This is a genomic window from Rhodococcus sp. NPDC080181 (assembly GCF_040702225.1).
GTDB lineage: Bacteria > Actinomycetota > Actinomycetes > Mycobacteriales > Mycobacteriaceae > Rhodococcoides > Rhodococcoides fascians.
The window spans coordinates 1-22,221 of the sequence record NZ_JBFBKN010000039.1 but is presented as its reverse complement, the minus strand read 5'-3'; the positions used below and the strand labels follow the sequence as shown (position 1 = coordinate 22,221).

Sequence of the window (22,221 nt, the reverse complement as noted above, 5' to 3'; positions counted from 1 at the left end):
CCCGCGGCCGCGCGCGCTCGGAAGTCGGAGATTTTCTCGGAGGCTCACCGAAGCTACGCGTGGGAACGCAGCGTGATGCCGTAGCGGTCTCGCTTGCGGTAGATCGTGGCCCGACTCATTCCCAGTTCCTCGCCCGCCTGATTCATCGTGATGCCGGGCCGGCTGAGTACTCGAATCATCTCGTCGCGCTCGAACGTCTCGATTCGTGTCAGACGTTGGGTGGTCCGCGAAAGCACTTCGGGCGGCAAGTGATTGACGCCGACGACGTCGGCGCGGACCGCCGCCTCGTGCATCACCGTCGCCAACTCGGTGACGTTTCCCGGCCACGAATATCCGACGAGGGCTCGTTCGGCGTCGCCGGTCAGGCTGACCTCGCGTCCACGCGCCCGCAATGCCAGATGCCGAGCGAGCGGAGCGATGTCCTCGGGCCGATCGCGCAGCGGCGGGACCTCGACGACCGAACGCACCAGCTGCGCCAGGGCAGCGGGAACAGCGTCGTAATCGGAGGCCGTCAGGGTGACGGGCACGCCGTCACCGACGCGAGAGATCAGTTCCGCCAACGCGTCTGCTCCTCGGGCCGGCAGCCGGTCCACGTCGCGGACGATCACGGCGGTGTCCGGCTTGGGTAGCTCGGGCGTCCACAGGTCCAGCCAGGCGTCGACGTCGCGTGCCGCCGGGACTCCGGCACTCAGAATTCGACCCCGTGGGCGGATGGTACGCAGCGCTCGGGCCAGAATCGTGGCACGTCCGGTTCCCGGTTCTCCCACCATCAGGACCGAATCATGTTGGCTCAGAGCTGTTTCGGAGGACGCGAGAGCCTGATTCCACCGCGTCGACAGCGTCGGGACGCTGCCCGCACCCGGCCGACCCGATGACGCCTCGACGCGAAAGACTGTCCCACGTGGTGCCGGACGCGCGTGCTGCCCCTGCGCTCGCGCGAGCATCATCGCCGCGGTGTTTCCTGCCGCCGACTGAGCAAGTGCCAGCAGCAGATCCGTCGACGACTCCGACCACGTGGTGAGGTTGACGCAGCCCTCCACGGTGCCCGTCATCGGGTTCAGCACCGGCGCCGCGGCGCAGGTGTATCCGGTGAGCGAGAGCGAGTAGTGCTCGGAGGCGCGCACCACTGCGGGAATTCGATCGGCGAGTGCGAGGGCGAGACCGTTGGTGCCCGCCTGGTTCTCGCCGTACGAGAAGCCGGGGGCCAGATGCACACGGTCGAGCGCGGCCAACAGCTCGCGGTCCGCGCTCACTCGATCGAGCACCAGACCGTCGGCGTCGGTCAGCATCATCGACACCGGCTCGTTCGCCAACGTGTCGCGCAGTCCGTCGAGCACCTCGCGCCCACATCGGTAGAACAGCGATTCGCCGTCGTAGGTGCCCGAAAATGGAGGTACGACGTCTTCGAGTGGCACTCCGAATTCCTGGCTTCGGTGCCACGATGCGAGCAACCGATGCGACACGGCAGCGAGGGGCTCCGAGTGCAAGCGGGCCCGCACGAGACCCTCGGGATCTGCCATGTGATTCAGGTTACATTCGCTGGTCGCCATGGATCCGAAACCAGTGTCTCGAATTGAGACATCACTCCATTTCGCCGAGCCTCAGCCGCGCCTACCGTCATCGACAGATCGCTTGTGACAGACGTCACGCACAGTCTCTGGAGGTCAGCCATGTACAGCAAGAACGGCGAGAACTACTTCATCGTGGACGCCCACGTCGCGCTCTGGGATGCGCGGCAGGAGAACCAACGCAACATCCACGGCAAGCAGTTCATCGACTGCTTCTACGACTACCACCGCAACCTCTCCCCCGAGAGCGAGCTGTGGACCTACGACGAGTACCTCTACCAGGGCGGCGATCGGTTGATGCGCGACCTGTTCGAGATCGGATACGTCGACCACGCCATCTTCCAGCCCGCTCACCTGGGCGAGTTCTATCACCGCGGGTTCGGCCAGACCGACGAGGCATCGGCGCTCGCTGCGGCTCACCCGGACAAGCTGACCTACAACCATCACTTCGACCCACGCAACGGCGAGCGTGGCCTGGACCAACTGCGTGCCGACGCAGAACGCTTCGGGCTCAAGGGCGTCAAGCTCTACACGGCCGACTGGCACGGCGATTCTCGCGGTTACAAGCTCGACGACGACTGGACTCGGCGTTACCTCGACGTGTGCCGCGAGGTCGGCATCAAGAACATCCACGTGCACAAGGGACCCACCATCCGTCCGCTCGATCGCGATGCGTTCGACGTCGCAGACGTCGACCACGTGGCCACCGACTTCACCGATCTGAACTTCGTCGTCGAACACTGCGGACTGCCGCGCCTGGAGGACTTCTGCTGGATCGCCACCCAGGAGCCCAACGTGTACGCCGGCCTCGCGGTGGCCATCCCGTTCATGCACACGCGGCCGAAGTACTTCGGTCAGATCATGGGCGAACTGCTCTACTGGCTCGGCGAGGACCGCATCTTCTTCTCCTCGGACTACGCGCTGTGGACGCCCAAGTGGTTGGTCGAAGGGTTCGTCGACTTCCAGATCCACGAGTCCCTCGACGAATACGCACCGATCACGCTCGAACAGAAGAAGAAGGTGCTCGGACTGAACGCCGCCAAGCTCTACGACATCCCGGTGCCGGCCGAACTGCAGTTGCCCGACGCCGACGAGACCGAGACCGGACCGCGTCAGCCCGAGCGCGCCGATCTCGCGGCGGTGTGACGTGACGACTGCTGTGACCACCAGGAAGGACGAGGCGTACACCGCCCTCGGAGTCGTCCTGGATCCCGAATTGGACGAGCCCATCACCGATCTCGGCTTCGTCCGGTCGCTCGACGTCGACGAGGGCACTGTGCACGTTCATCTTCGACTGCCGACGTCGTTCTGTTCGCCGAACTTCGCGTATCTGATGGCGGGAGACTCCAAGGACGTGCTGACGGCGTTGCCGTGGACCGAGCACGTTCTCGTCGAACTGGACGATCACCACGACTCGGACAAGATCAATGCCGGCCTCGCCGCCGACGCCGGCTACCGCGGCACCTTCGGACACGAGGCCGAGGAGGATCTCGAGGAATTACGCGCGACGTTTCGCCGCAAGGCCTATGTGGCGGCGATGGAACGGTCGCTCATGGCGTGGTTGCGCGCCAATCCCGACTCGACCGAGAACGACTTGGCCGCAGTGGTTCTCGGAGATCTACCGGACGATCGCACCTCGACCGCGCTGCTTCGCCGCCGCGAGGCTCTCGGCCTGCGGACCGATCCGGCCGCACCGGCACTGGTCGATCATGCGGGTCGTCCACACACCGGCGACCTGACGATGGTGATGCGACGCGCCCGCGCCACCCGCGTTTCGATCGACGGTAATGCGCACTTCTGCCGCGGATTGCTGCAGACCCGCTACCCCGGCGCAGAGGAACAGCAAGTCCCTCGCGAAGAGGGCGCGTTCGTTCCTCTCACCACTCTCACTGTCCCCCTCCGCACTACACAGGAGCATGTTTCATGAGTTCGATGCGCGCCGTCCAGGTCGTCGGATATCACAAGAATCTGGAGATGACCGAGGTTCCGATTCCGGAAGTACAGGGTCCACTCGACGTCATCGTCAGGATCGGCGGTGCCGGCGTATGCCGTACCGATCTGCACATCCTCGAAGGCCAGTGGGCCGAGAAATCCGGCGTCACACTGCCGTACACGATCGGCCACGAGAACGCCGGGTGGGTACATGCCGTCGGATCGGCCGTCACCAACGTCCGCGAGGGCGACAAGGTGATTCTGCATCCACTCGTCACGTGCGGGTTGTGTCGGGCGTGCCGCTCGGGCGACGACGTCCACTGCGAGACGAGCGATTTCCCGGGTATCGACACCAACGGTGGATACGCCGATTACCTACGGACCAATGCGCGAACCGTCGTCAAGATCGACGATTCGCTCGAACCGTCCGCGGTCGCTGCGCTCGCCGACGCCGGCCTGACGGCCTATCACGCGGCCGCGAAGGCGGCCCGGCGTCTGACTCCACGCGACAAGTGCGTCGTCATCGGAGCAGGTGGCCTCGGCCACATCGGCATTCAGGTACTCGAGGCACTGTCGCCCGCCGAGCTGATCGTCATCGACCGCAATGCCGACGCCGTGAAACTCGCGCTCACCTTGGGGGCCGATCACGCGGTGGTCGCCGACGGCAGTCAGGTCGACCAGGTCATGGAACTCACCGGCGGCTTCGGAGCCGAGGTGGTACTCGACTTCGTCGGCGAGAACGGCTCCACCGCAGAGGGATTGGCCATGACGAGGCGGGCCGGCGACTATCACGTCATCGGGTACGGCGAGAACGTCGACGTGCCGACCATCGACCTGGTGTCGGCGGAGAAGAACATCGTCGGCAATCTCGTCGGGTCCTACAACGACCTGTGCGACTTGATGTCCCTCGCCGCCCGTGGTGCCGTCAACCTGCACACGCAGACGTACGCCTTGGACGACTTTCAGAGTGCCATCGACGACCTCGACAACGGTCGGGTTCGCGGCCGCGCGATTCTCGTACCGTGAAATCGGGTACAACCCAGATTCGTCACTACAACCACAGGGAGCAACGTTGATCTTCATCACCGCCAAGTTCAAGGTGAAGCCCGAGCACGCCGACAACTGGCCCGAGATCTCGCGCGATTTCACCGAAGCCTGCCAGGCCGAGGAAGGATGCCTCTGGTACTTCTGGTCGCGCACCCTCGACGACCCCACCGAGTACGTCCTCGTGGAGGCGTTCAAGGACCCGGATGCCGGTGCCGCCCATGTGAATTCGGATCACTTCAAGCAGGCCCAGAAGGATCTTCCGCCGTACCTGGTGGAGACGCCGAAGATCATCAGCCAGGAAGTCGACGGCACCGACTGGAACGAACTGGGCGAACTCGCGGTCGACTAGTTCCTTTCGCGATCCCGGATCACCTGGCCGAGCGTCATGACGGCGTCGGCGAACTGCCCAGGCAATTCCTGAGGCGGGTTGTGGCCGCAATCGACCTGGCGAACATCGATCAGATCGGTGAAGTGCGCCGTGTGGTCCGGGCTGCCGTACAGCGAGGCGACGGTGTCCTCGGTCGGATCGATCACGACCGTGGGCACCGTGATCGCCGGTTGCCGTGTCAGCAACTCCTGCGTTTCTGCATAGGCGGCGTCCCCGGCCTCGATGCCGTATCGGTGCCGATACGAGTGCACGGACACGTCCACGAAGTCGGGGTTGTCGAACGAGGGCGCGGTGGCCGCGAATTCGGAATCCCCGAACCTCCACGTCGGCGACCAGTCCGTCCACAGCGTCTGCGCGATCTCTGCGCGGTAGGCCGTGAGCCCGGCCCGACCCCGCTCGGAGTGCAGGTAGTACTGGTACCAGTATCGCTTCTCGAGGTGCGGCGGCACCGGCGTGGACACAGCGGCAGCGATGTCCTGCACCAGATATCCGGAGACGCTCACCAGACCCGACACCAGTTCCGGCCACAGCGCGGCGACGACGCACGCCGCTCGCCCACCCCAGTCGTAACCGGCGACGATGGGGTCGTTCAGCTCCAGGGCGAGGATCAGCTCGCGAAGATCGTGGCCGATCGCAGCCTGCTCACCCGAGCGCATCGTGTCTCCGTCGACGAACCGGGTGGGCCCGAAGCCGCGCAGGTACGGCACCACCACGTCGTAACCGGACTGGGCGAGCAGCCTGGCGACGTCGTCGTAACCGCGCGGGTCGTACGGAAACCCGTGCATCAGTACCACCGAGCGGCCGGACGGATCACCGACGCGGTCGTAGGCAACGTCCAGCACCCCTGCGCGAATCATCATGGGTCCATGCTCGCATTGTCGGGCCCAGGGTCAGCTGCTCAGCACGTCCTCCATGCCGGGAGCGAGGACGTCGGACAGGTCGGTCCATGGGACCGTGATCGTGATGAGGCCGATGCCATAGGCCCCCACCTGGTAGTCACCGAAGTGAATGTTCATACCGTCCGGCGATGCCGTCCAGTTCGCGAAGTTGGCCTCCGTCGGCTCGATGCCCGAGCGCTCGAAGCTGTCGCCTGCGCGGGTGGACGGGAGAATTGCCGCTGCTCGATCGGACAGTCGAGACAAGCCGGCATCCAGATCGGTGAAGGCATCGCCGAGGGAGATCGGCTGCGCCGTATCGGCATCGATCGTCACGGTCGCAAGCAGTGAATTACCGTGCGCTCCGGGCGGCACAGCGATCCAATCGGTGATCTGTTCGGCACTGATCACGCGTCGACCGACGTGGGTCTGCCCCTTCGAATAGCCGTCGCTGAGGGCGAAGTCGTTCCCGTAGTCGCGGTCGATCTGGTCCTGCAACGCCGCGCGCATCGACTCGTTGAATTCGGCTGTCACGGCCGGATTGCCGCCGCTCAGCTGTGGAATCGCGACGTCGTAAGACGCACGCGCTGTCGATCCCGTGACCCGGGTGCTGCCGACAACGTACGGCTCGGCGGCACTCGAGGTAGTGGTTGGCGTTGTAGTCGTCGGCGCGGCTCGATCGATGGTGGCGGTGACATCGGTTGTGGTCGGTGCAGATACGGGCGTGGCAGTTCCCGAGGTGGAGCAGCCCGCGACGGCCGCTGCCAGAGCGAGTGCGACCGTCATCGAGCGGATTCGCGTCATGACCCACACTAACCACCGAACAGCCGGCAACTCCGCTGCTAGCGTCGAACCTCCCGGGTCTCCGACCGGCCCACGTTCGGAAAGGGAGTTCGATGAAAACGACGAGCATCATCACCAACCTGCGGGTTCCGGACGTCGACGAGGCCAAATCGTTCTACACCGAGTTTCTCGGTCTGAAATCCGAGGAGTTCGATATGGGGTGGGTCGCGCGGCTGTCGTCACCCGATCGCCCGGTGAGCGTTCAGCTGGTGACGAGCGACCGGAGCGCACCCGAGGATTCGGTGATGTCGGTGCACACCGACGATGTCGATGGCGCGTACGCCGAAGCGCTGAAACTGGGCTACGAGATCGTGCACCCATTGACGACCGAGCCGTGGGGTGTGCGCCGCTTCTTCGTTCGCGCTCCCGACGGCAACGTCGTCAACATCGCGTATCACCGGGACTGACTACAGCACATCGGGTGCAGCCGACCGCGCTGACGCTCGATGTCAAGCTGTCTGGAGTCGGTTGTTGTTGATTCCCACGCTCGATGCGGGCCGGGGTGTGTGTGGACGAGCTCGGAACCGTTCGGGATGCAGGTCGTAGTAGGCCTGTTGGGCGCGATCGCGGTCGGTCCATAACTGTCGCCAGTTCCCGGAGTGCACGTCTGCGGGTGAGAACAGTGCAATGCCGGAATGTTTGTGGTCGGTGTTGTACCAGTGAACGTAGTCGGTGAGGTGTCCGCGGGCGGCATCGATGTCGGAGAAGATGCCCGGGTAGTTCGGCCGGTATTTCATGGTCCGGAACTCGGACTCGGAGAACGGATTGTCGTTACTGACGTACGGCCGGTTGTGCGTGAGCTGCACTCCGTGTGCGGTCAGACAGTTTCTGAGGGTGTTCGAGCGCATCGCTGCACCGGAGTCCGCATGGACGAATAACGGTGCGCCGTAACGCTGTATGGCCGTCTCGAACATCTCCGCGGCGAGGTGATCGCTCTCTCGTTCCTCCACGCGCCACCCTGCGATCAACCGGGAGTGAATGTCGATGATCGAGTACGCCTTGAACGATGCACCGCGCCACGGTGAGTGCAGATCGGTGATGTCCCAACTCCACACCTGACCGGGTGCGGTAGCGGTGTGGACGGGCATCCGGCGCGGGGTGCGGGTGCTCTTCTTGGTCGGTGTTTTCGGGCGGTTGCGTTGGTCGAGGACCGCTGTTGCGATGCGCCACCACGAGCGACGCGACGCCATCATCGTTCCGTTGTCCCAGGCGGTGGCGAAGGAGTGATCGACCGAGTTGCCGGCCTCCCATCCGGTGACGATCAACGCTTCGACCTGAACTCGATCGATGCTGTCGATGCGATTCGAGTACCGCCGATCTCGTTGGTGCACAGGCTGTTCGACTGCAGGACGTGGACTGTGGCGGTAGTGCCACGTCGAGCGAGAGAGCCCCACTACCGTCAGGGCACTGCGCACCGAACCGGCCGACGACGTCAGCTCGCGGACGAGGGTGTTCTCGGTAGTCAGGAATCGATGGGATCGTTCTTCGTCGGGGTGTCGGCGGGCTCGGGCACGTTCATCGCGTGCAAAAGCCCGATAGCTTTTCCCAGCAGTTCGTTGGTCTCCTCGAGTTGCCGGATTCGGGCGTCTCGGCGCTCCAACTCCTCTTCATGGCGGGCTCGGTCGATCTCCCGACGCTGCATCGACGACTGTCGATCACCCGGTGCTACGTGCATGGCCCCAGTCTGACGCGGAACCAGCCCGCGGTCCACATCACCGTCGAAGACAGCTGAACGCCAGCGCGCCATCATTCGCTTCGAGATATGCGGACGCGCCTCCATCCACGCGCCACGCTGCCCATGCCGCAGACCGCAGTACTCGAACACAAACTGTCGGATCTGTTCCCCGGTGAAACCTGTATCGACCGTCATCACGACTCTCCTCCGCCACTTGATCTCGACTCACAAGCAGCCTGGCAAAGAGGGTGAGCGCGGCTGGTTGCACCCGATTCGAACGTGAAAAAGCCCGGCACCTCGAAAGGTGCCGGGCTTCTTCAGTGCAAGACGGGACTCAGAAGTCCATGCCGCCCATGCCACCGGTCGGATCGCCAGCGGGCGCTCCGGCCTTCTCGGGCTTGTCGGCGACGACGGCCTCGGTGGTGAGGAACAGAGCCGCGATGGACGCTGCGTTCTGCAGTGCCGAGCGGGTGACCTTGACCGGGTCGTTGATGCCTGCAGCGAGCAGGTCCTCGTACTCGTTGGTCGCGGCGTTGAGGCCGTGACCTGCGGGCAGGTTGGAGACCTTGTCCGCAACGACGCCGGGCTCGAGGCCTGCGTTGAATGCGATCTGCTTGAGCGGGGCGGACAGTGCGACGCGAACGATGTTCACGCCGGTTGCCTCGTCACCGTCGAGCTTGAGGTTGTCGAGTGCGGGCGCTGCCTGGAGCAGTGCCACGCCGCCACCGGCGACGATGCCTTCTTCGACGGCTGCCTTGGCGTTGCGCACTGCATCTTCGATGCGGTGCTTGCGCTCCTTGAGCTCGACCTCGGTTGCCGCTCCGGCCTTGATGACTGCAACGCCACCGGCCAGCTTGGCCAGGCGCTCCTGCAGCTTCTCGCGGTCGTAGTCGGAATCGGAGTTCTCGATCTCGGCGCGGATCTGGTTGACGCGACCGGCGATGGCGTCGGAATCTCCCGAGCCTTCGACGATGGTGGTCTCGTCCTTGGTGATGACGACCTTGCGTGCCTGACCGAGCAGCTCGAGTCCGGCGGTCTCCAGGGAGAGGCCGACCTCTTCGCTGATGACCTCGCCACCGGTGAGGATGGCGATGTCGGCGAGCTGCGCCTTGCGACGGTCACCGAATCCGGGAGCCTTGACGGCGACGGACTTGAAGGTGCCACGGATCTTGTTCACCACGAGTGTGGAGAGAGCTTCGCCCTCGACGTCCTCGGCGATGATGACGAGCGGCTTGCCGGACTGGATGACCTTCTCCAGCAGCGGCAGCAGGTCCTTGACGGTGCTGATCTTGGAGCTGACGAGCAGGATGTACGCGTCTTCGAGGACGGCTTCCTGACGCTCTGCATCGGTGGCGAAGTACGCCGAGATGTAGCCCTTGTCGAAGCGCATGCCCTCGGTGAGCTCGAGCTGCAGGCCGAAGGTGTTGGACTCCTCGACCGTGATGACGCCTTCCTTGCCGACCTTGTCCATTGCCTCGGCGATGAGCTCGCCGATGGACGGGTCGCCTGCGGAGATGCCAGCGGTAGCAGCGATCTGCTCCTTGGTGTCGATCTCCTTGGCGGACGCGAGCAGCGACTCGGTGACGGCTGCAACAGCCTTCTCGATGCCGCGCTTGAGGCCGAGCGGGTTCGCGCCGGCTGCGACGTTGCGCAGGCCTTCACGGACGAGTGCCTGAGCGAGAACGGTAGCGGTGGTGGTGCCGTCGCCTGCGACGTCGTCGGTCTTCTTGGCGACCTCCTTGACGAGCTCGGCACCGATCTTCTCGTAGGGATCTTCGAGCTCGATCTCCTTGGCGATGGAAACACCATCGTTGGTGATCGTGGGAGCTCCCCACTTCTTCTCGAGTACGACGTTGCGACCTTTGGGGCCCAACGTCACCTTTACTGCGTCGGCGAGGGCATTGAGGCCTCGCTCGAGGCCACGGCGTGCCTCTTCGTCGAACGCGATGATCTTGGCCATTGCGAAGTGATCCTCCGGATTGGGGGTGACACATTGCTGGCCGAGCTCGGTGCCCGCGACGGACGACCAGGGGTGTCGTTGATTCCCCGGCCTCACCGTGTCCCGACCTGGCACTCACGTGTCGAGAGTGCCAACTGCATTTCTAGCACTCGCCCATGGTGAGTGCAAGGTCGTCCGCCGCCAGCGAACCGCCGCACCCCCCATGCTCGACGCCACCGCGGGACGCAGGTCTCGAGCAGATGCTCGGCCGAGCCGGTATCCGTCACACACTGTTCACACCCGGACGCATTGTTAACATCCGAATACTGTGCATCGAACCCGCGACGCTAATACCGTTGAGCGACAACGGTTTCGACACCCGAAAAATTCGGGCAAACCCCCGCAAAAGCGACAGTGAGGATCGAATATGTCCGATACGGTCGACACGTCGTACGACAACTCGGCGATGGACCACGAGGAAGAGGGCTACCACAAGGGCCTCAAACCTCGACAGTTGCAGATGATCGCGATCGGTGGCGCAATCGGCACCGGCCTGTTCCTCGGCGCGGGCGGACGCCTCGCCAGTGCCGGCCCCGGCCTGTTCCTCGCCTACGCCCTCTGTGGAATTTTCGTCTTCTTCATTCTCCGCGCCCTCGGCGAATTGGTGTTGCACCGCCCGTCGTCGGGCAGCTTCGTCTCGTACGCTCGCGAGTTCTTCGGCGAGAAGGCCGCATTCGTCGCCGGGTGGATGTACTTCCTCAACTGGGCGATGACGGCCATCGTCGACGTCACGGCCATCGCGACCTACATGCATTACTGGGGAAGTTTCGAGGTGATTCCGCAGTGGGCCATCGCCTTGGTCGCACTGGTTCTGGTGATGAGCCTGAACCTGGTGTCGGTCAAGTGGTTCGGTGAAATGGAGTTCTGGGCGGCCATGATCAAGGTCATCGCGCTGGTGACCTTCTTGATCGTCGGCATCGTCTTCCTGGCCGGCCGCATCCCCGTCGGCTCCGAGATGCCCGGAATCAGCTTGATCACCGACAACGGCGGTCTGTTCCCGTCCGGCGCGTGGCCCCTGGTCATCGTCATCTCGGGCGTCGTGTTCGCCTATGCTGCAGTGGAACTGGTGGGTACCGCCGCCGGTGAGACCGAGAACCCGGAGAAGATCATGCCGCGGGCGATCAACTCGGTCATCGCCCGTATCGCACTCTTCTACGTCGGCTCGCTGGTACTGCTCGCACTACTGTTGCCGTACACCGCATATCAGGCCGGTACCTCGCCGTTCGTGACGTTCTTCTCGAGCATCGGCCTCGGCGGCGCGGGCACCATCATGAACATCGTGGTGCTCACCGCGGCGCTGTCCAGCCTCAACGCCGGTCTCTACTCGACCGGCCGAATTCTGCGGTCGATGGCGATGAACGGCAGCGCACCGGAATTCACCAAGAAGATGACCAAGGGCGGAGTACCGTTCGGCGGCATTCTTCTGACCTGCTTCATCACCCTGTTCGGTGTCGCCCTCAACGCCATCGCGCCCGGCGAGGCCTTCGAGATCGTGCTGAACATGTCCGCACTGGGCATCATCGCCAGCTGGGCGACCATCGTGCTGTGCCAGATTCAGCTGTACCGCTGGTCCAAGAAGGGCATCCTGAAGCGGCCCAAGTTCCGACTGTTCGGTGCGCCGTACACGAGCTACGCGACGCTGGTGTTCCTGTTCGGCGTGCTGGTCCTGATGGCCTTCGATGCCCCGATCGGCTCGTGGACCATCGCGACCCTCGTCGTCATCATCCCCGCACTGATCGGCGGCTGGTTCCTGGTGCGCACCAAGGTGCTCTCGGTGGCCGAAGAACGAATGGGCTACACCGGCCAGTACCCGGTGGTGGCCAACCGTCCGACCGAACCGGAGGAGTGACCCTTCCCAACCCCCTCTCGAGCCAGGGCCCCGCATCGACCCGATGCGGGGCCCTGCTCATGGAGTCAAGAAAACCTGAGCCATCGCGAGCGGGTGAACGGTGAGCGTCGCGCCGGCGGCTCCGGCACTCCGGCAGAAACAGCAGCAGCCACGGCATCGGCAAGCTCCACGCAGGTCTGGAATCGATCCGCCGGGTCCTTGGCCAACGCGCGTGCGACCACCGCGTCGAGACCCCGCGGCAGTGATCGCCGACGCCTCGTCACCGCAGGCGGTTCGGCCGACAGATGTGCGGCGGTGATCGCGAGCGGCGTGGCCAACGGGTACGGCGTTCGCCCGGTCAGCAATTCGACCAGCGTCGCCCCCAATGCGTAGACGTCGGTCTGCGCGCTCAGCACTCCCCCGCGCAGCAGTTCCGGTGCCGCGTAGTGGATGGACGCCAGTACCGTTCCGCCGACGACCAGCGGCGTCGAGTCGTCGACCAGACGCGCAATTCCCCAGTCGGACAACAACACCTGCTCGTACCCGTCCACCCGCTCGGTGGAGATGAGGATGTTCGACGGCTTGACGTCGCGGTGCAGGACGCCGTTCGAGTGGGCATAGTCGAGGCCCTTGGCCACCTCGGCGACGATGCGCGCCACCCGGGAGACGTCGAGAGCGATCTGACCGCGAGCGACCAACCGCGCCGCGCTGTACCCGTCGACGTAGTGCATCGACATCCACAACTGGCCCTCGAACTCACCGTGTTCGTGCACCGACACGATGTTCGGATGCACCAGCAGCTCGGCCACCGTGGCCTCGGTCCGAAATTTGGTGCGCAGTCGCGGCGAGCGCGAGGCGTCGCAGTCGAGGATCTTCAGAGCTTCGAGCCGATCGTGTCCGCGGCCGAGTACGAGGTACACCTCACTCATGCCGCCGACCCCGAGGCGACGCTGCACCCGGAAGCCGGCGAACTCCGAACCCGGCTGCAGCTGGCCGGGCGTCATGGAATCACCAGCTGCGCAGCCTCACTCACAGCCCACAGGCTCACGAGAGGGACGATCGGACGAGGCCGCAGCATCGACAGAACTGTAGTCCGCGGGGCACATTCCGGCGACTCGGTGGTGCCGCCGGGGCGTGCGGCAGTTTCGCCACCAGCGCCGATGTCGCTTATGGTGTTTACCGGTACTTGACCGAAACAAGAGAAATATAACGGCATACCGATAGTGGTCAGCCGATCACCGTGACTCGAGTTCAAAGGAAGTCAAGTAAATGAAAGCTGTGAAGGAAGCGTGGGGAGGACTGCTCAAACCGGTCTTCGTGCCCGCGTCCGTCATCATCTTCGTCATGATCGCCTTCTCCGTGGTCTATTCGAGCACCGCGGCGGATTCGTTCGACACACTCAACAAGGCGATCACGTCCGGCGTCGGCTGGTGGTACATCCTCGCCGCGACCGGCTTCGTACTGTTCGCGCTGTACTGCGGCCTCAGTAGGGTCGGCAATATTCGCCTGGGCCGAGACGACGAGAAGCCGGAGTTCGGCGTCCTGTCCTGGTTCGCGATGCTCTTCAGCGCCGGCATGGGCATCGGCCTGGTGTTCTACGGCGTCGCCGAGCCCCTCTCGCACTACGTGACACCACCCGAGGCCGGAGGCATCCCCGGCAGCACCGACGCGTCCGCACGCCAGGCGATGGAGCTGACGCTCTTCCACTGGGGTCTGCACGCATGGGCCATCTACGTGGTCGTCGGCCTCGGTATGGCGTACATGACCTACCGCAAGGGTCGCCCGCTGACCGTGCGTTGGCTGCTCGAGCCACTGCTGGGCCGCAAGCGCATCGAGGGCGCAATCGGGCACACCATCGATACGGTCGCCATCGTCGGCACCCTGTTCGGTGTGGCGACCTCGCTCGGATTCGGTGTACAGCAGATTTCGGCGGGGCTGGAATACCTCGGCTGGGTGGAGACCACCAACTGGTTCGTCATCCTGCTCATCGCCGCCATCACCGGCATCGCCACCTTCTCGGTGGTCAGTGGAGTGTCCAAGGGCCTCAAGTGGCTGTCCAACATCAACATGGGTCTGGCAGCTGCGCTCGCCCTGTTCGTGCTGCTCCTCGGCCCGACGCTCTTCCTGATGCAGTCCTGGGTGCAGAATCTCGGCGGTTACGTCCAGGCCCTGCCCGAGTTGGCGCTGCGCACCTCTCCGTTCTCCGACGACGGTTGGGCCGGCGGCTGGACCATCTTCTACTGGGGCTGGTGGATGAGCTGGGCACCCTTCGTCGGCATGTTCATCGCCCGCATCTCTCGCGGTCGCACCATCCGTGAATTCGTCTTCGGCGTACTGCTTGCACCGACCATCGTCGGTTCGCTGTGGTTCACGATCTTCGGTGACACGGGCATTCTGCGTCAGCGCAACGACGGCGATCTGCTCGACGCCGAAGGGGCCGTGAACACCAACACCAGTCTGTTCCAGGTGCTCGACGGTCTGCCGATTGCGGCGTTGACCAGCGTCATAGCCATTGCTGTGATCGTGTTCTTCTTCGTGACGTCCTCGGACTCCGGCTCGCTGGTGATCGACATCCTCGCGACCGGCGGCGAGCTGGAAACCCCGAAGATCACGCGGGTCTACTGGGCCGTCCTGCAGGGCGTGGCTGCGGCCGTGCTGCTGCTGATCGGAGGAACCAGTTCTCTGACTGCCCTGCAGACGATGTCGATAGCCACGGCAGTACCGTTCTCGATCGTGTTGGTGCTGGCATGCGTGTCGATGCTCAAGGCCTTCCGCTACGACGTCGCCACCACCCCGCGGTACCTGCGCGTCACCGCGACACCCGATGTCGGGGAGGACGAGCCTCAGGCAGCACCGGTGTCACCGGCGGCACGCAAGCGAGTGAGTGCCGGGATTTCGTCGACATTCTCCGGCTTGGCACCGTCTCGGGAAGGGGTGACGCCGCCGCGCACGGACGGCAGCGTCGTACTGGCGGTGCACGAGGTGCCCACCGAACAACTCGAGATTCACCCCGAGACGGGTGCGGTCGAGTACTCCGGTGACAACGCACCGGTCGATCCGCTGGGCGGCGAAGTGTTCGACACCCAGGAGTTCGCAGATTCGGCCGAAGGCCAGAACGTCAGCAAGAACGCGGACTGAGCACCTTCTCACCCACCGATCTCTGGCCCTCGCGACATGTTCGCGGGGGTCAGAGGTTTTTCGAAGCCCAGTCGGTCAGTGCTTGCAGGGACGGCAGCAGCGCCGCACCGGACGGCGTAAGGCTGTACTGCACCGAGAGCGGCGGTCCGTTGTCCACTGTTCGCTGGACCAGGCCGGCTTTGCCGAGCTCCCCGAGCCGCTCGGACAGGACCGAATCGCTGATGCCACCGACGGCCCGGCGTAGGTCCGCGAATCCCATCGACCCGTTCATCAGGGTGGCCAGCAGAATTCCGTTCCATCGTTTGCCGAGGAAGCCGAACGCTTTGGTCAGAGCTCCGTCGCAGGCACGAGGTTCGTGAGTGGGTTCGTTCGCGGCCATGACCCCACCGTACCGAAGTGCTACTGTCTGCCTTGCCACTTCTGATTCACTAGTGGCCTCAGAAATGAAAGCAGGGCTCATGTTCATCGCAACAGTCGCCGTATCGGTGCTGCTGGCCGTGGCACTCACGTTCTCCGCGGTCGGGAAGTTGACGCGCAACCCGTCCGTCGTCCCGATGCTCGAACAGGTGGGCGTGCCCGCAGACAAGATTCCGTGGTTGGCCTACGCCGAGATCCTCGGTGCCATCGGCCTGCTCGTCGGCCTGTTCGCATGGCCGATCGGGGTCGCGGCAGCCATCGGCGTCATCGCGTACTTCGTCGGAGCAGTCGTCGCGCACCTGCGCATCAAGGACAAGGAATTCGGGCCGGCGGCAGGCCTGGCCGTGTTCGCCGTCGTCGCCCTGGCCCTACGGGTGCTCAGCGCCTGACCAGTCGTAGTCCATCTGGCCCGCGGTGGCGAGAGCCTGATCGGCGCTCGTCCACCGCGCGACCAGATGCAGCGCAAGGTCCAGGCCTGCACTGATACCGGCCGACGTCGCCAGATCACCGTGGTCGACGTATCGAACTCCCTCGTGCACAGCCAGCGCAGGCCAGCGCGTGCGCAACAGGTCGAGGTCCTCCCAGTGCGTGGTGACCGGGCGCGAATCGAGCAGGCCCGCCGCGGCGAGAACGAAGGCACCGGTGCACACCGATGCGACAACTTCTGCGGTGGGTCGAAGTCGCTGCAGCCACTGAAGAACTCGGCCGTCCGCTTCGATCGCGTCGACGACACCCCCGGGAACCAGGACGAGGTCGTAGGTCCGTGGATCGTCGATCGTGGTGTCGACGCCGATCCTCATCCCACCTCGCGCGCGTACCGCTGCGTCGTCGAGCCCGACGAGCGTCACGTCGAAAGGCACCGCGCTACCGGCACGTTGGGCCACCCGATTGGCCACCGAGAACACCTCGAACGGCCCGCAGGCATCGAGCACCTCGACGTTGTCGAACAACAGAATCGCAATACTTCTCATTTTCGCCCTCAGCTGCTCGTGGTCGAAACGATGACGGGCACCATGATCGCTGCCGTCACCGCGGCATTGACGTCCGAGACCGCTTTGCGGACAGCTGCACCCGCCCACTCACCCTCGGCGATCTGTTTGGCCCTCGTCTTCAGCACCTTCTTGTCGGCATCGACGATGACCTTGTGCGTCAGATCGACTGCCGAGATCAGTGAGATCAGAGCAGCCGAATGCGGCGTCGGCGTTGTGCCGTCGACGAGAGCACTCCGCAGTGCATCCCGCAGCACCTTCTCCCGCGAGGTGTCGCGAGCCGGCCACGTCGTCGTCGGGAAAAGCCCCCAGACCTTGTCCTGCTTCTCGGTGACGAAGCCCTGCGCGACCAGACGCGCAGCCAGTTCCTTCGCCAGATTCTTCTGCGACTTCTCGATCACCTTCTGCGGCTTCATCGGCCGCGACGCCGTTGCCACCAGATCGAACACCCGGCGCAGCAACGGGTCCGCGGGCGGATCTCCCGCGACGACGACGTGGTCCTTCTTGGTCTGCTCACCGGGACCGGTGATGCGGAGCGACCCGCCCAGGGCGAGCTCGACGACCAGGGCGCCCGCGAGAACACGGGGCAACTTGGTGGAATCGGCCGATGGCTTGCCCGATTCGTCGTCGAGCAACAACAGCAGCAGGTCCTCCGCAATCAAGGTCATGCTGCGAGATTACCCACAGTGCGCACTCGATTTGCGGTGTTCATCCGCGCGAAATCGACTGTTCAGTCGGCCCCGCCCACTCAGTTGATCAGACTCTGCCAATTCGAGGGCACCCGTTCACGGGGGCCCGGAACCGTCTGGTCGAGCGGATGATGTTGCGGCGGAGCAAGTTCGGGCCCGTCGTACATCTGCTCGTCCTCGTAGTTGTAGAACCAGTCCTCGCCGGGCTCGAAGCTGCGCACGAACTGGTGCCGAGTGGATTCGGCGTGCTTGCTGGCGTGCTGCGACGGAGACGAATCACAGCACCCGATGTGCCCGCACTGCGCACACCGCCGCAGATGCACCCACCACCCCTGCGTCTGCGTGCACTCCACGCAGCCCGGGCCGGACGGCGGGACTGTCGGATCGATACCGTCGATTGTCATGATGCCTCCTCGATTGCTGGATGAACGGGCAGTCGCACGATGAATCGGGTGTCCCCCGGCTGGGACACCACTCGCAGATCGCCCTGATGTTTCTTCACCACGATCCGCCACGAGATGTCCAGACCGAGCCCCGTGCCCTCACCGACGGCCTTGGTGGTGAAGAACGGCTCGAATATTCGCGACCGAATGCCCTCCGGCACACCGGGTCCGGTATCGCACACCTCGATCTGCACCTGATCGTCGTCGAGAAGTGTGCGGACGGTGAGCGTGCCGCGACCCTCCATGGCCTGCACCGCATTGTCGATCAGATTGGTCCACACCTGATTGAGCTCGGCGGCATACGCAGGAATGGGCGGTACCGACGGGTCGTATTCCTTCACCACGCGGATATCGTCACCGATCTTGCGCCCCAACATGATCAGCGTACTGTCGAGCAGTTCCCGAACATCCACCGTCTGATATGGCGCTCGATCCATCTGCGAATACTGCTTGGCCGCGCCGACCAGAGTGGAGATCCGAGTGGTCGAATCCGAGATCTCGTTCATCAACAACTCGGTTTCCACCGTGTAGTTGAGCCACCTGATCGCCCCTTCGAGCATGGCCGGATCCCCCACCGTCGCCGAGACCCGATCCAGCCACGGCACGTCGAGACCCGCCGAGACGAAAGTGGGGGCCAGATCCCATCCCCCGTCGATTCCCTTGTCGTCGAACCACTCTCCGAGCTCGTCCTCCCGGTCCGACGCTTCCATGGCCGTCAACTTGGGTGCCTTGGCCACCAGTTCCACGGCCTCGTTCTGCAGTCCGACCAGATGCGACAAGCTCGAGCGATCGAGAGTCCCGCCGGCAATCATCGCCAGCTTCTGCCGCATGTGCGCCACCCGATTCCGCAACGCGGACGTCGCCCGCACCGCGGCCGCGGCCGGATTGTTCAGCTCGTGCGTCAACCCGGCCGACAGAGAACCCAACGCCAACAAGCGTTCTCGTTGCTCGACGACCTGCTTGGTGTTCTGGTTTCCGAAGAACAATCCCTCGAGCAGATGGAGGGCCATCGGGAACCACTCGCGCACGATCGAGGCGAAGCAGTCGGCATCGAGGACGAAGAACCGGGACTGCGCGGTCACCCGCATCGAACCCTGGTAGGTCTGCGGTACTCGATCGCCCAGATACGCCTGCCACGCACCGGCATACACCCCGCGCTGCGAGGTGCGATTGACCACCAGGTCTTCCCCGCCCGAGAGCTTCGAGAGCACCACCGAGCCCTCGATCAACACGTAGAAGCACGTCGCTGGGTCGCCCTCCGCGTACACCGGCCCCGGCTCGATCGTTTCGATACGGCCGTCTCGACACAGCTCGGCGAGCTGTGCGTCGGTGAGCTGCTCGAACAAGAACAGCGTCCGCAACTCCTCCGGATCGCACAGGGGCGCGTTCACGGATTTGCCAGGTATCTGTGCACCAACATCACGGCCATCGCTCCTTCTCCCACTGCCGAGGCAACCCGCTTGGCCGAGTCCGACCGGACGTCCCCGGCCGCGAACACTCCCGGCACGCTCGTCTCGAGGTGATGCGGCAACCGCGCGGGTGTCCACCCGGCAGGACCGCGGCCGTCGACCACCAGATCGGGGCCCGTCACCACGAATCCATGATCGTCACGAACGAGCACGCCGTCGAGCCAATCGGTACGCGGTGCCGCGCCGATGAACAGGAACAGATACTGCGCGTCCACCGTCGTCGTCTCGTCGGTTGCCCTGTTGTGCAGCGTGATCTGCTCCAGGTGCCCGTCACCGGAGACGCCGACGACCTCGGTGCACGGCCGAACGCTGATCTTCGGGTTCTCCTCGATCTGCTTGATGAGGTAGTACGACATCGATGCTTCGAGGGACGCCGCGCGGATCAGGATCGTCACCGACCTCGCGCCTCGCGAAAGATAGACCGCTGCCTGGCCGGCCGAGTTCGCGCCGCCGACGATGAAGACGTCCTGCTCGGCGCAGCGAGCTGCCTCGGTCATCGCCGACCCGTAGAACACCCCGCGGCCGGTGAAGTCGTCGATTCCGGGGGCCTCCAACCGGCGGTAGGCGACGCCGGTGGACAGGATGATCGTCTGGGCGCTGATGCTGCGGCCGTCGGCGAATCGCACGGTCCGCGCAGCGCCGTTGGTCTCCAAGGCCACGACGTCCTGCGTGGTGACCACCTCGGCACCGAACTTCAGCGCCTGCCGCCGAGCCCGCTCCGCGAGTTGTGCACCCGAGACGCCGTCGGGAAAGCCGAGGTAGTTCTCGATGCGTGAACTCTGCCCGGCCTGCCCGCCCGTCGCAGTGCGCTCGATCAACGTGGTGCGCAGTCCCTCGGACGCGCCGTAGAGCGCAGCGCCGAGACCGGCCGGGCCGCCGCCGATGACGACGAGGTCGTAGAACTCTTCCGACGGTGAGACCGTCAGCCCCAGGCGGTTGCCGAGTTCGGCATCGGACGGCTCGATCAGCGCGTCACCTTCGGTGGTGATGACCACCGGGAGCCGGTCGTCTGCCACTCCGGCCGCGGCCAGCAGACGCGCGCCCTCGGACTCGTCGGACATGTACCAGCGGTACGGCAGTCGATTGCGGGCGAGAAACTCGCGAATCTCCGACGACCGCGCAGACCATCGGTGGCCGACGATCTTGGTGTCCTCGACGGCTCGGTGGTCGTACGCGCACCAGGCCTCGAGTTGGGCGTCGAGCACGGGGTAGAGCTTTTCCTCGGGTGGGTCCCACGGCTTGAGTAGGTAGTAGTCGAGATCGATGACGTTGATGGCGTCGATCGCAGCGTCGGTGTCGGCATACGCGGTGAGCAGGATTCGCCGCGCCGTCGGGAACAGATCCATGGCCTGTTCGAGAAATTCCATGCCGCTCATGTTCGGCATGCGGTAGTCGGCCAACAGGATAGCGACCGGAGTGCCGCGCAACGTCAATTCCTTCAGTGCATCGAGCGCCCCGGCACCGGATTCCGCCCGCACGATGCGGTACTGCTCGCCGTACCGGCGACGCAGGTCGCGGGCGACCGAACGCGATACTCCGGGATCGTCGTCGACGCTGAGAATGACCGGTTTCATGACCCTCCAGGACTGGTGCTCGTCAACCTCATGAGCATGCCACCGCAGGGCCCGCTACGGGAGGTGAGTGACGACGTCGAGCCTGGGAACAGCAGGGTCAGATTCGGCCGCGCTTGATCAGATCGATCTCCTGCGGGGTGAGCAGACGCTCGAGCTTCTCGGCCGGCCAGGTACGCGGGCTGCCGCTCATCCTGGCGCTCTTCAACAGGGGCAGATCACTGCTGGTACGACGCATTATCGACTGTAATTTCACGGTGGATCACTCCGAACAATTTCTTCGTTGGTCCCGACACTCCGCTTGCTACATCGATCAGTGTCCGCCCGGCGTTAACGCCGATCTGGGATCTCGTACGGCGTTTCGCGCCGAAAGACCGTTTCTCCCTGCTCTGGGTGGGGTAAACATCGGCCCACATCAACTGATCGGGGAACGTTCGTGAACACGTCGGGAAAATCCACGTCGGCACATTCGGCAACAGGTAAATCACTGGCAAATTCGGTCCAGGACAACGGTGCATTCGAGAAGGCGGCCCGGGCCGGCCACTTCGTCAGCGGAGTGCTGCACATCCTGATCGGGTACATCGCCGTCCGATTGGCGTTCGGCCAGGGCGGCAACGCCGACCAGTCCGGAGCACTCGCCGAACTGGCCGAGAAGCCCGGCGGCAAAATCGCACTGTGGGTTGCCGTCGTCGCGTTCGTGGCACTGGCCCTGTGGCGCATCGTCGAGGCCATCGTCGGCAAGAAGTCCGATTCCGACGAGGGCAGCGCGATGGATCGACTGAAGGCGGCGGCGCTGGCCGTCGTCTACATTGCCTTCGCGTTCTCCACCTACGGTTTCGCGACCGGGTCCGGTAAGTCCAGCGGACAACAGAACGCCGGCTACTCCGCGCGATTGATGGAATCCGGTGGCGGCAAGCTCGTTCTGATCGTCATCGCCCTGATCGTCATCGGCGTCGGCGGATACCACGTTTACAAGGGCGTCTCGAAGAATTTCCTCGACGACCTCGAAGGCAGCCAGAGCGGAGCGGTCGTCAAACTCGGTATCGCCGGATACGCGGCCAAGGGCACGGCGCTCGTGGGAGCGGGAATCCTCGTCGTCGTAGCGGTACTGCAGTCCGATCCATCCAAGGCCACCGGAATCGACGGTGCCGTCAAGACCCTGGGAGCCCAGCCGTACGGGCAGGTTCTGTTGATCCTCGCCGGCGTGGGAATCGCTCTGTACGGCCTGTATGCATTCGTTCTGGCCCGCCGCGCTCGCATGTGATGCTCCTATGAGTGTCAAGTGGCAGTTTTCTGGGTGAGATGTTGGAACATTTCGCGGGCGACGGCTCGCTTGAGGCAGCGGATGAT

22 protein-coding genes are annotated in these 22,221 nt (G+C 64.4%); 9 read left to right on the top strand and 13 right to left on the bottom strand.

Annotated features, from left to right (window positions below; genetic code table 11):
• Positions 1-53: 53 nt before the first annotated feature.
• Positions 54-1,520: a GAF domain-containing protein gene (locus tag AB0O58_RS25390; protein WP_366238965.1), complete on the bottom strand. Its 1,467-nt coding sequence runs from the start codon at positions 1,518-1,520 to the stop codon at positions 54-56.
• Positions 1,521-1,670: 150 nt separating this feature from the next.
• Here AB0O58_RS25390 and AB0O58_RS25385 point away from each other — a divergent pair, with 150 nt between their 5' ends.
• The 4 genes from AB0O58_RS25385 to AB0O58_RS25370 are packed head-to-tail and all read left to right on the top strand — an operon-like array spanning position 1,671 to position 4,896.
• On the top strand, positions 1,671-2,714 hold the full coding sequence (locus AB0O58_RS25385; RefSeq protein WP_094622774.1) for an amidohydrolase family protein: 1,044 nt from the start codon (positions 1,671-1,673) through the stop codon (positions 2,712-2,714).
• 1 nt (position 2,715) lies between these two features.
• Entirely contained in the window at positions 2,716-3,495 is a 780-nt protein-coding gene (locus AB0O58_RS25380) for an iron-sulfur cluster assembly protein (protein WP_080736388.1), read from the top strand.
• 5 nt (positions 3,496-3,500) lie between these two features.
• The gene (locus AB0O58_RS25375; protein WP_027498442.1) at positions 3,501-4,526 is read left to right on the top strand and encodes an NAD(P)-dependent alcohol dehydrogenase; all 1,026 of its coding nucleotides are present in this window, start codon (positions 3,501-3,503) and stop codon (positions 4,524-4,526) included.
• Between the two features lie 46 nt (positions 4,527-4,572).
• A complete protein-coding gene (locus tag AB0O58_RS25370) occupies positions 4,573-4,896 on the top strand; it encodes a putative quinol monooxygenase (RefSeq protein ID WP_032365151.1) in 324 nt (107 codons plus the stop codon).
• Here AB0O58_RS25370 and AB0O58_RS25365 read toward each other — a convergent pair.
• Positions 4,893-5,795 carry an alpha/beta hydrolase gene (locus tag AB0O58_RS25365; RefSeq protein WP_032399577.1) on the bottom strand — a complete coding sequence of 301 codons (903 nt, stop codon included), beginning with the start codon at positions 5,793-5,795 and terminating at the stop codon, positions 4,893-4,895. The genes AB0O58_RS25370 and AB0O58_RS25365 overlap by 4 nt on opposite strands.
• A 30-nt stretch (positions 5,796-5,825) precedes the next feature.
• Entirely contained in the window at positions 5,826-6,614 is a 789-nt protein-coding gene (locus AB0O58_RS25360; RefSeq protein ID WP_366238964.1) for an RsiV family protein, read from the bottom strand.
• 92 nt (positions 6,615-6,706) lie between these two features.
• Between AB0O58_RS25360 and AB0O58_RS25355 the strand changes: the two genes are divergently transcribed.
• Positions 6,707-7,060, top strand: a complete 354-nt coding sequence (locus tag AB0O58_RS25355) for a VOC family protein (protein WP_283542723.1) — start codon at positions 6,707-6,709, stop codon at positions 7,058-7,060.
• Between the two features lie 42 nt (positions 7,061-7,102).
• Here AB0O58_RS25355 and AB0O58_RS25350 read toward each other — a convergent pair whose 3' ends face one another.
• From AB0O58_RS25350 to groL, 3 genes are all read right to left on the bottom strand, one after another.
• Positions 7,103-7,984, bottom strand: coding sequence for a DDE-type integrase/transposase/recombinase (locus tag AB0O58_RS25350; RefSeq protein WP_366238963.1), 882 nt, complete (start codon positions 7,982-7,984; stop codon positions 7,103-7,105).
• 131 nt (positions 7,985-8,115) lie between these two features.
• Positions 8,116-8,523 (bottom strand): hypothetical protein, encoded by a 408-nt coding sequence (locus AB0O58_RS25345; protein ID WP_283312662.1) that lies wholly within the window; start codon positions 8,521-8,523, stop codon positions 8,116-8,118.
• A 139-nt stretch (positions 8,524-8,662) separates the two neighbouring features.
• Positions 8,663-10,288 (bottom strand): chaperonin GroEL, encoded by a 1,626-nt coding sequence (gene groL / locus AB0O58_RS25340; protein ID WP_008713461.1) that lies wholly within the window; start codon positions 10,286-10,288, stop codon positions 8,663-8,665.
• Between the two features lie 406 nt (positions 10,289-10,694).
• On the opposite strand from groL, the gene AB0O58_RS25335 reads away from it, so the two are divergent.
• The gene (locus AB0O58_RS25335; protein ID WP_027498447.1) at positions 10,695-12,176 is read left to right on the top strand and encodes an amino acid permease; all 1,482 of its coding nucleotides are present in this window, start codon (positions 10,695-10,697) and stop codon (positions 12,174-12,176) included.
• A gap of 65 nt (positions 12,177-12,241) precedes the next feature.
• Here the strand turns inward: AB0O58_RS25335 and AB0O58_RS25330 are convergent, their stop codons facing one another.
• Entirely contained in the window at positions 12,242-13,159 is a 918-nt protein-coding gene (locus tag AB0O58_RS25330; protein WP_366238962.1) for a serine/threonine-protein kinase, read from the bottom strand.
• Positions 13,160-13,424: 265 nt separating this feature from the next.
• Between AB0O58_RS25330 and AB0O58_RS25325 the strand changes: the two genes are divergently transcribed.
• Positions 13,425-15,293 (top strand): BCCT family transporter, encoded by a 1,869-nt coding sequence (locus tag AB0O58_RS25325; RefSeq protein ID WP_032382256.1) that lies wholly within the window; start codon positions 13,425-13,427, stop codon positions 15,291-15,293.
• 49 nt (positions 15,294-15,342) lie between these two features.
• On the opposite strand, the gene AB0O58_RS25320 is transcribed toward AB0O58_RS25325, so the two are convergent.
• Complete coding sequence (locus tag AB0O58_RS25320; RefSeq protein WP_032365146.1) at positions 15,343-15,672, bottom strand: helix-turn-helix domain-containing protein; 330 nt, start codon at positions 15,670-15,672, stop codon at positions 15,343-15,345.
• Between the two features lie 79 nt (positions 15,673-15,751).
• Between AB0O58_RS25320 and AB0O58_RS25315 the strand changes: the two genes are divergently transcribed.
• Entirely contained in the window at positions 15,752-16,099 is a 348-nt protein-coding gene (locus AB0O58_RS25315) for a DoxX family protein (protein ID WP_366238961.1), read from the top strand.
• On the opposite strand, the gene AB0O58_RS25310 is transcribed toward AB0O58_RS25315, so the two are convergent.
• The 5 genes from AB0O58_RS25310 to AB0O58_RS25290 form a co-directional block, all read right to left on the bottom strand.
• Positions 16,079-16,681 (bottom strand): DJ-1/PfpI family protein, encoded by a 603-nt coding sequence (locus AB0O58_RS25310; RefSeq protein WP_366238960.1) that lies wholly within the window; start codon positions 16,679-16,681, stop codon positions 16,079-16,081. The two genes, AB0O58_RS25315 and AB0O58_RS25310, sit on opposite strands and share 21 nt — an antisense overlap.
• Before the next feature lie 8 nt (positions 16,682-16,689).
• Positions 16,690-17,367: a GPP34 family phosphoprotein gene (locus AB0O58_RS25305; protein ID WP_027498453.1), complete on the bottom strand. Its 678-nt coding sequence runs from the start codon at positions 17,365-17,367 to the stop codon at positions 16,690-16,692.
• An 80-nt stretch (positions 17,368-17,447) separates the two neighbouring features.
• The gene (locus AB0O58_RS25300; RefSeq protein WP_032369825.1) at positions 17,448-17,792 is read right to left on the bottom strand and encodes a UBP-type zinc finger domain-containing protein; all 345 of its coding nucleotides are present in this window, start codon (positions 17,790-17,792) and stop codon (positions 17,448-17,450) included.
• A complete protein-coding gene (locus AB0O58_RS25295) occupies positions 17,789-19,222 on the bottom strand; it encodes an ATP-binding protein (protein WP_366238959.1) in 1,434 nt (477 codons plus the stop codon). Before AB0O58_RS25295 ends, AB0O58_RS25300 begins: the two co-directional genes overlap by 4 nt.
• Positions 19,219-20,874 carry an FAD-dependent oxidoreductase gene (locus AB0O58_RS25290; RefSeq protein ID WP_366238958.1) on the bottom strand — a complete coding sequence of 552 codons (1,656 nt, stop codon included), beginning with the start codon at positions 20,872-20,874 and terminating at the stop codon, positions 19,219-19,221. Before AB0O58_RS25290 ends, AB0O58_RS25295 begins: the two co-directional genes overlap by 4 nt.
• Before the next feature lie 484 nt (positions 20,875-21,358).
• On the opposite strand from AB0O58_RS25290, the gene AB0O58_RS25285 reads away from it, so the two are divergent.
• Positions 21,359-22,135 (top strand): DUF1206 domain-containing protein, encoded by a 777-nt coding sequence (locus tag AB0O58_RS25285; RefSeq protein WP_283551184.1) that lies wholly within the window; start codon positions 21,359-21,361, stop codon positions 22,133-22,135.
• Positions 22,136-22,221: the final 86 nt, after the last annotated feature.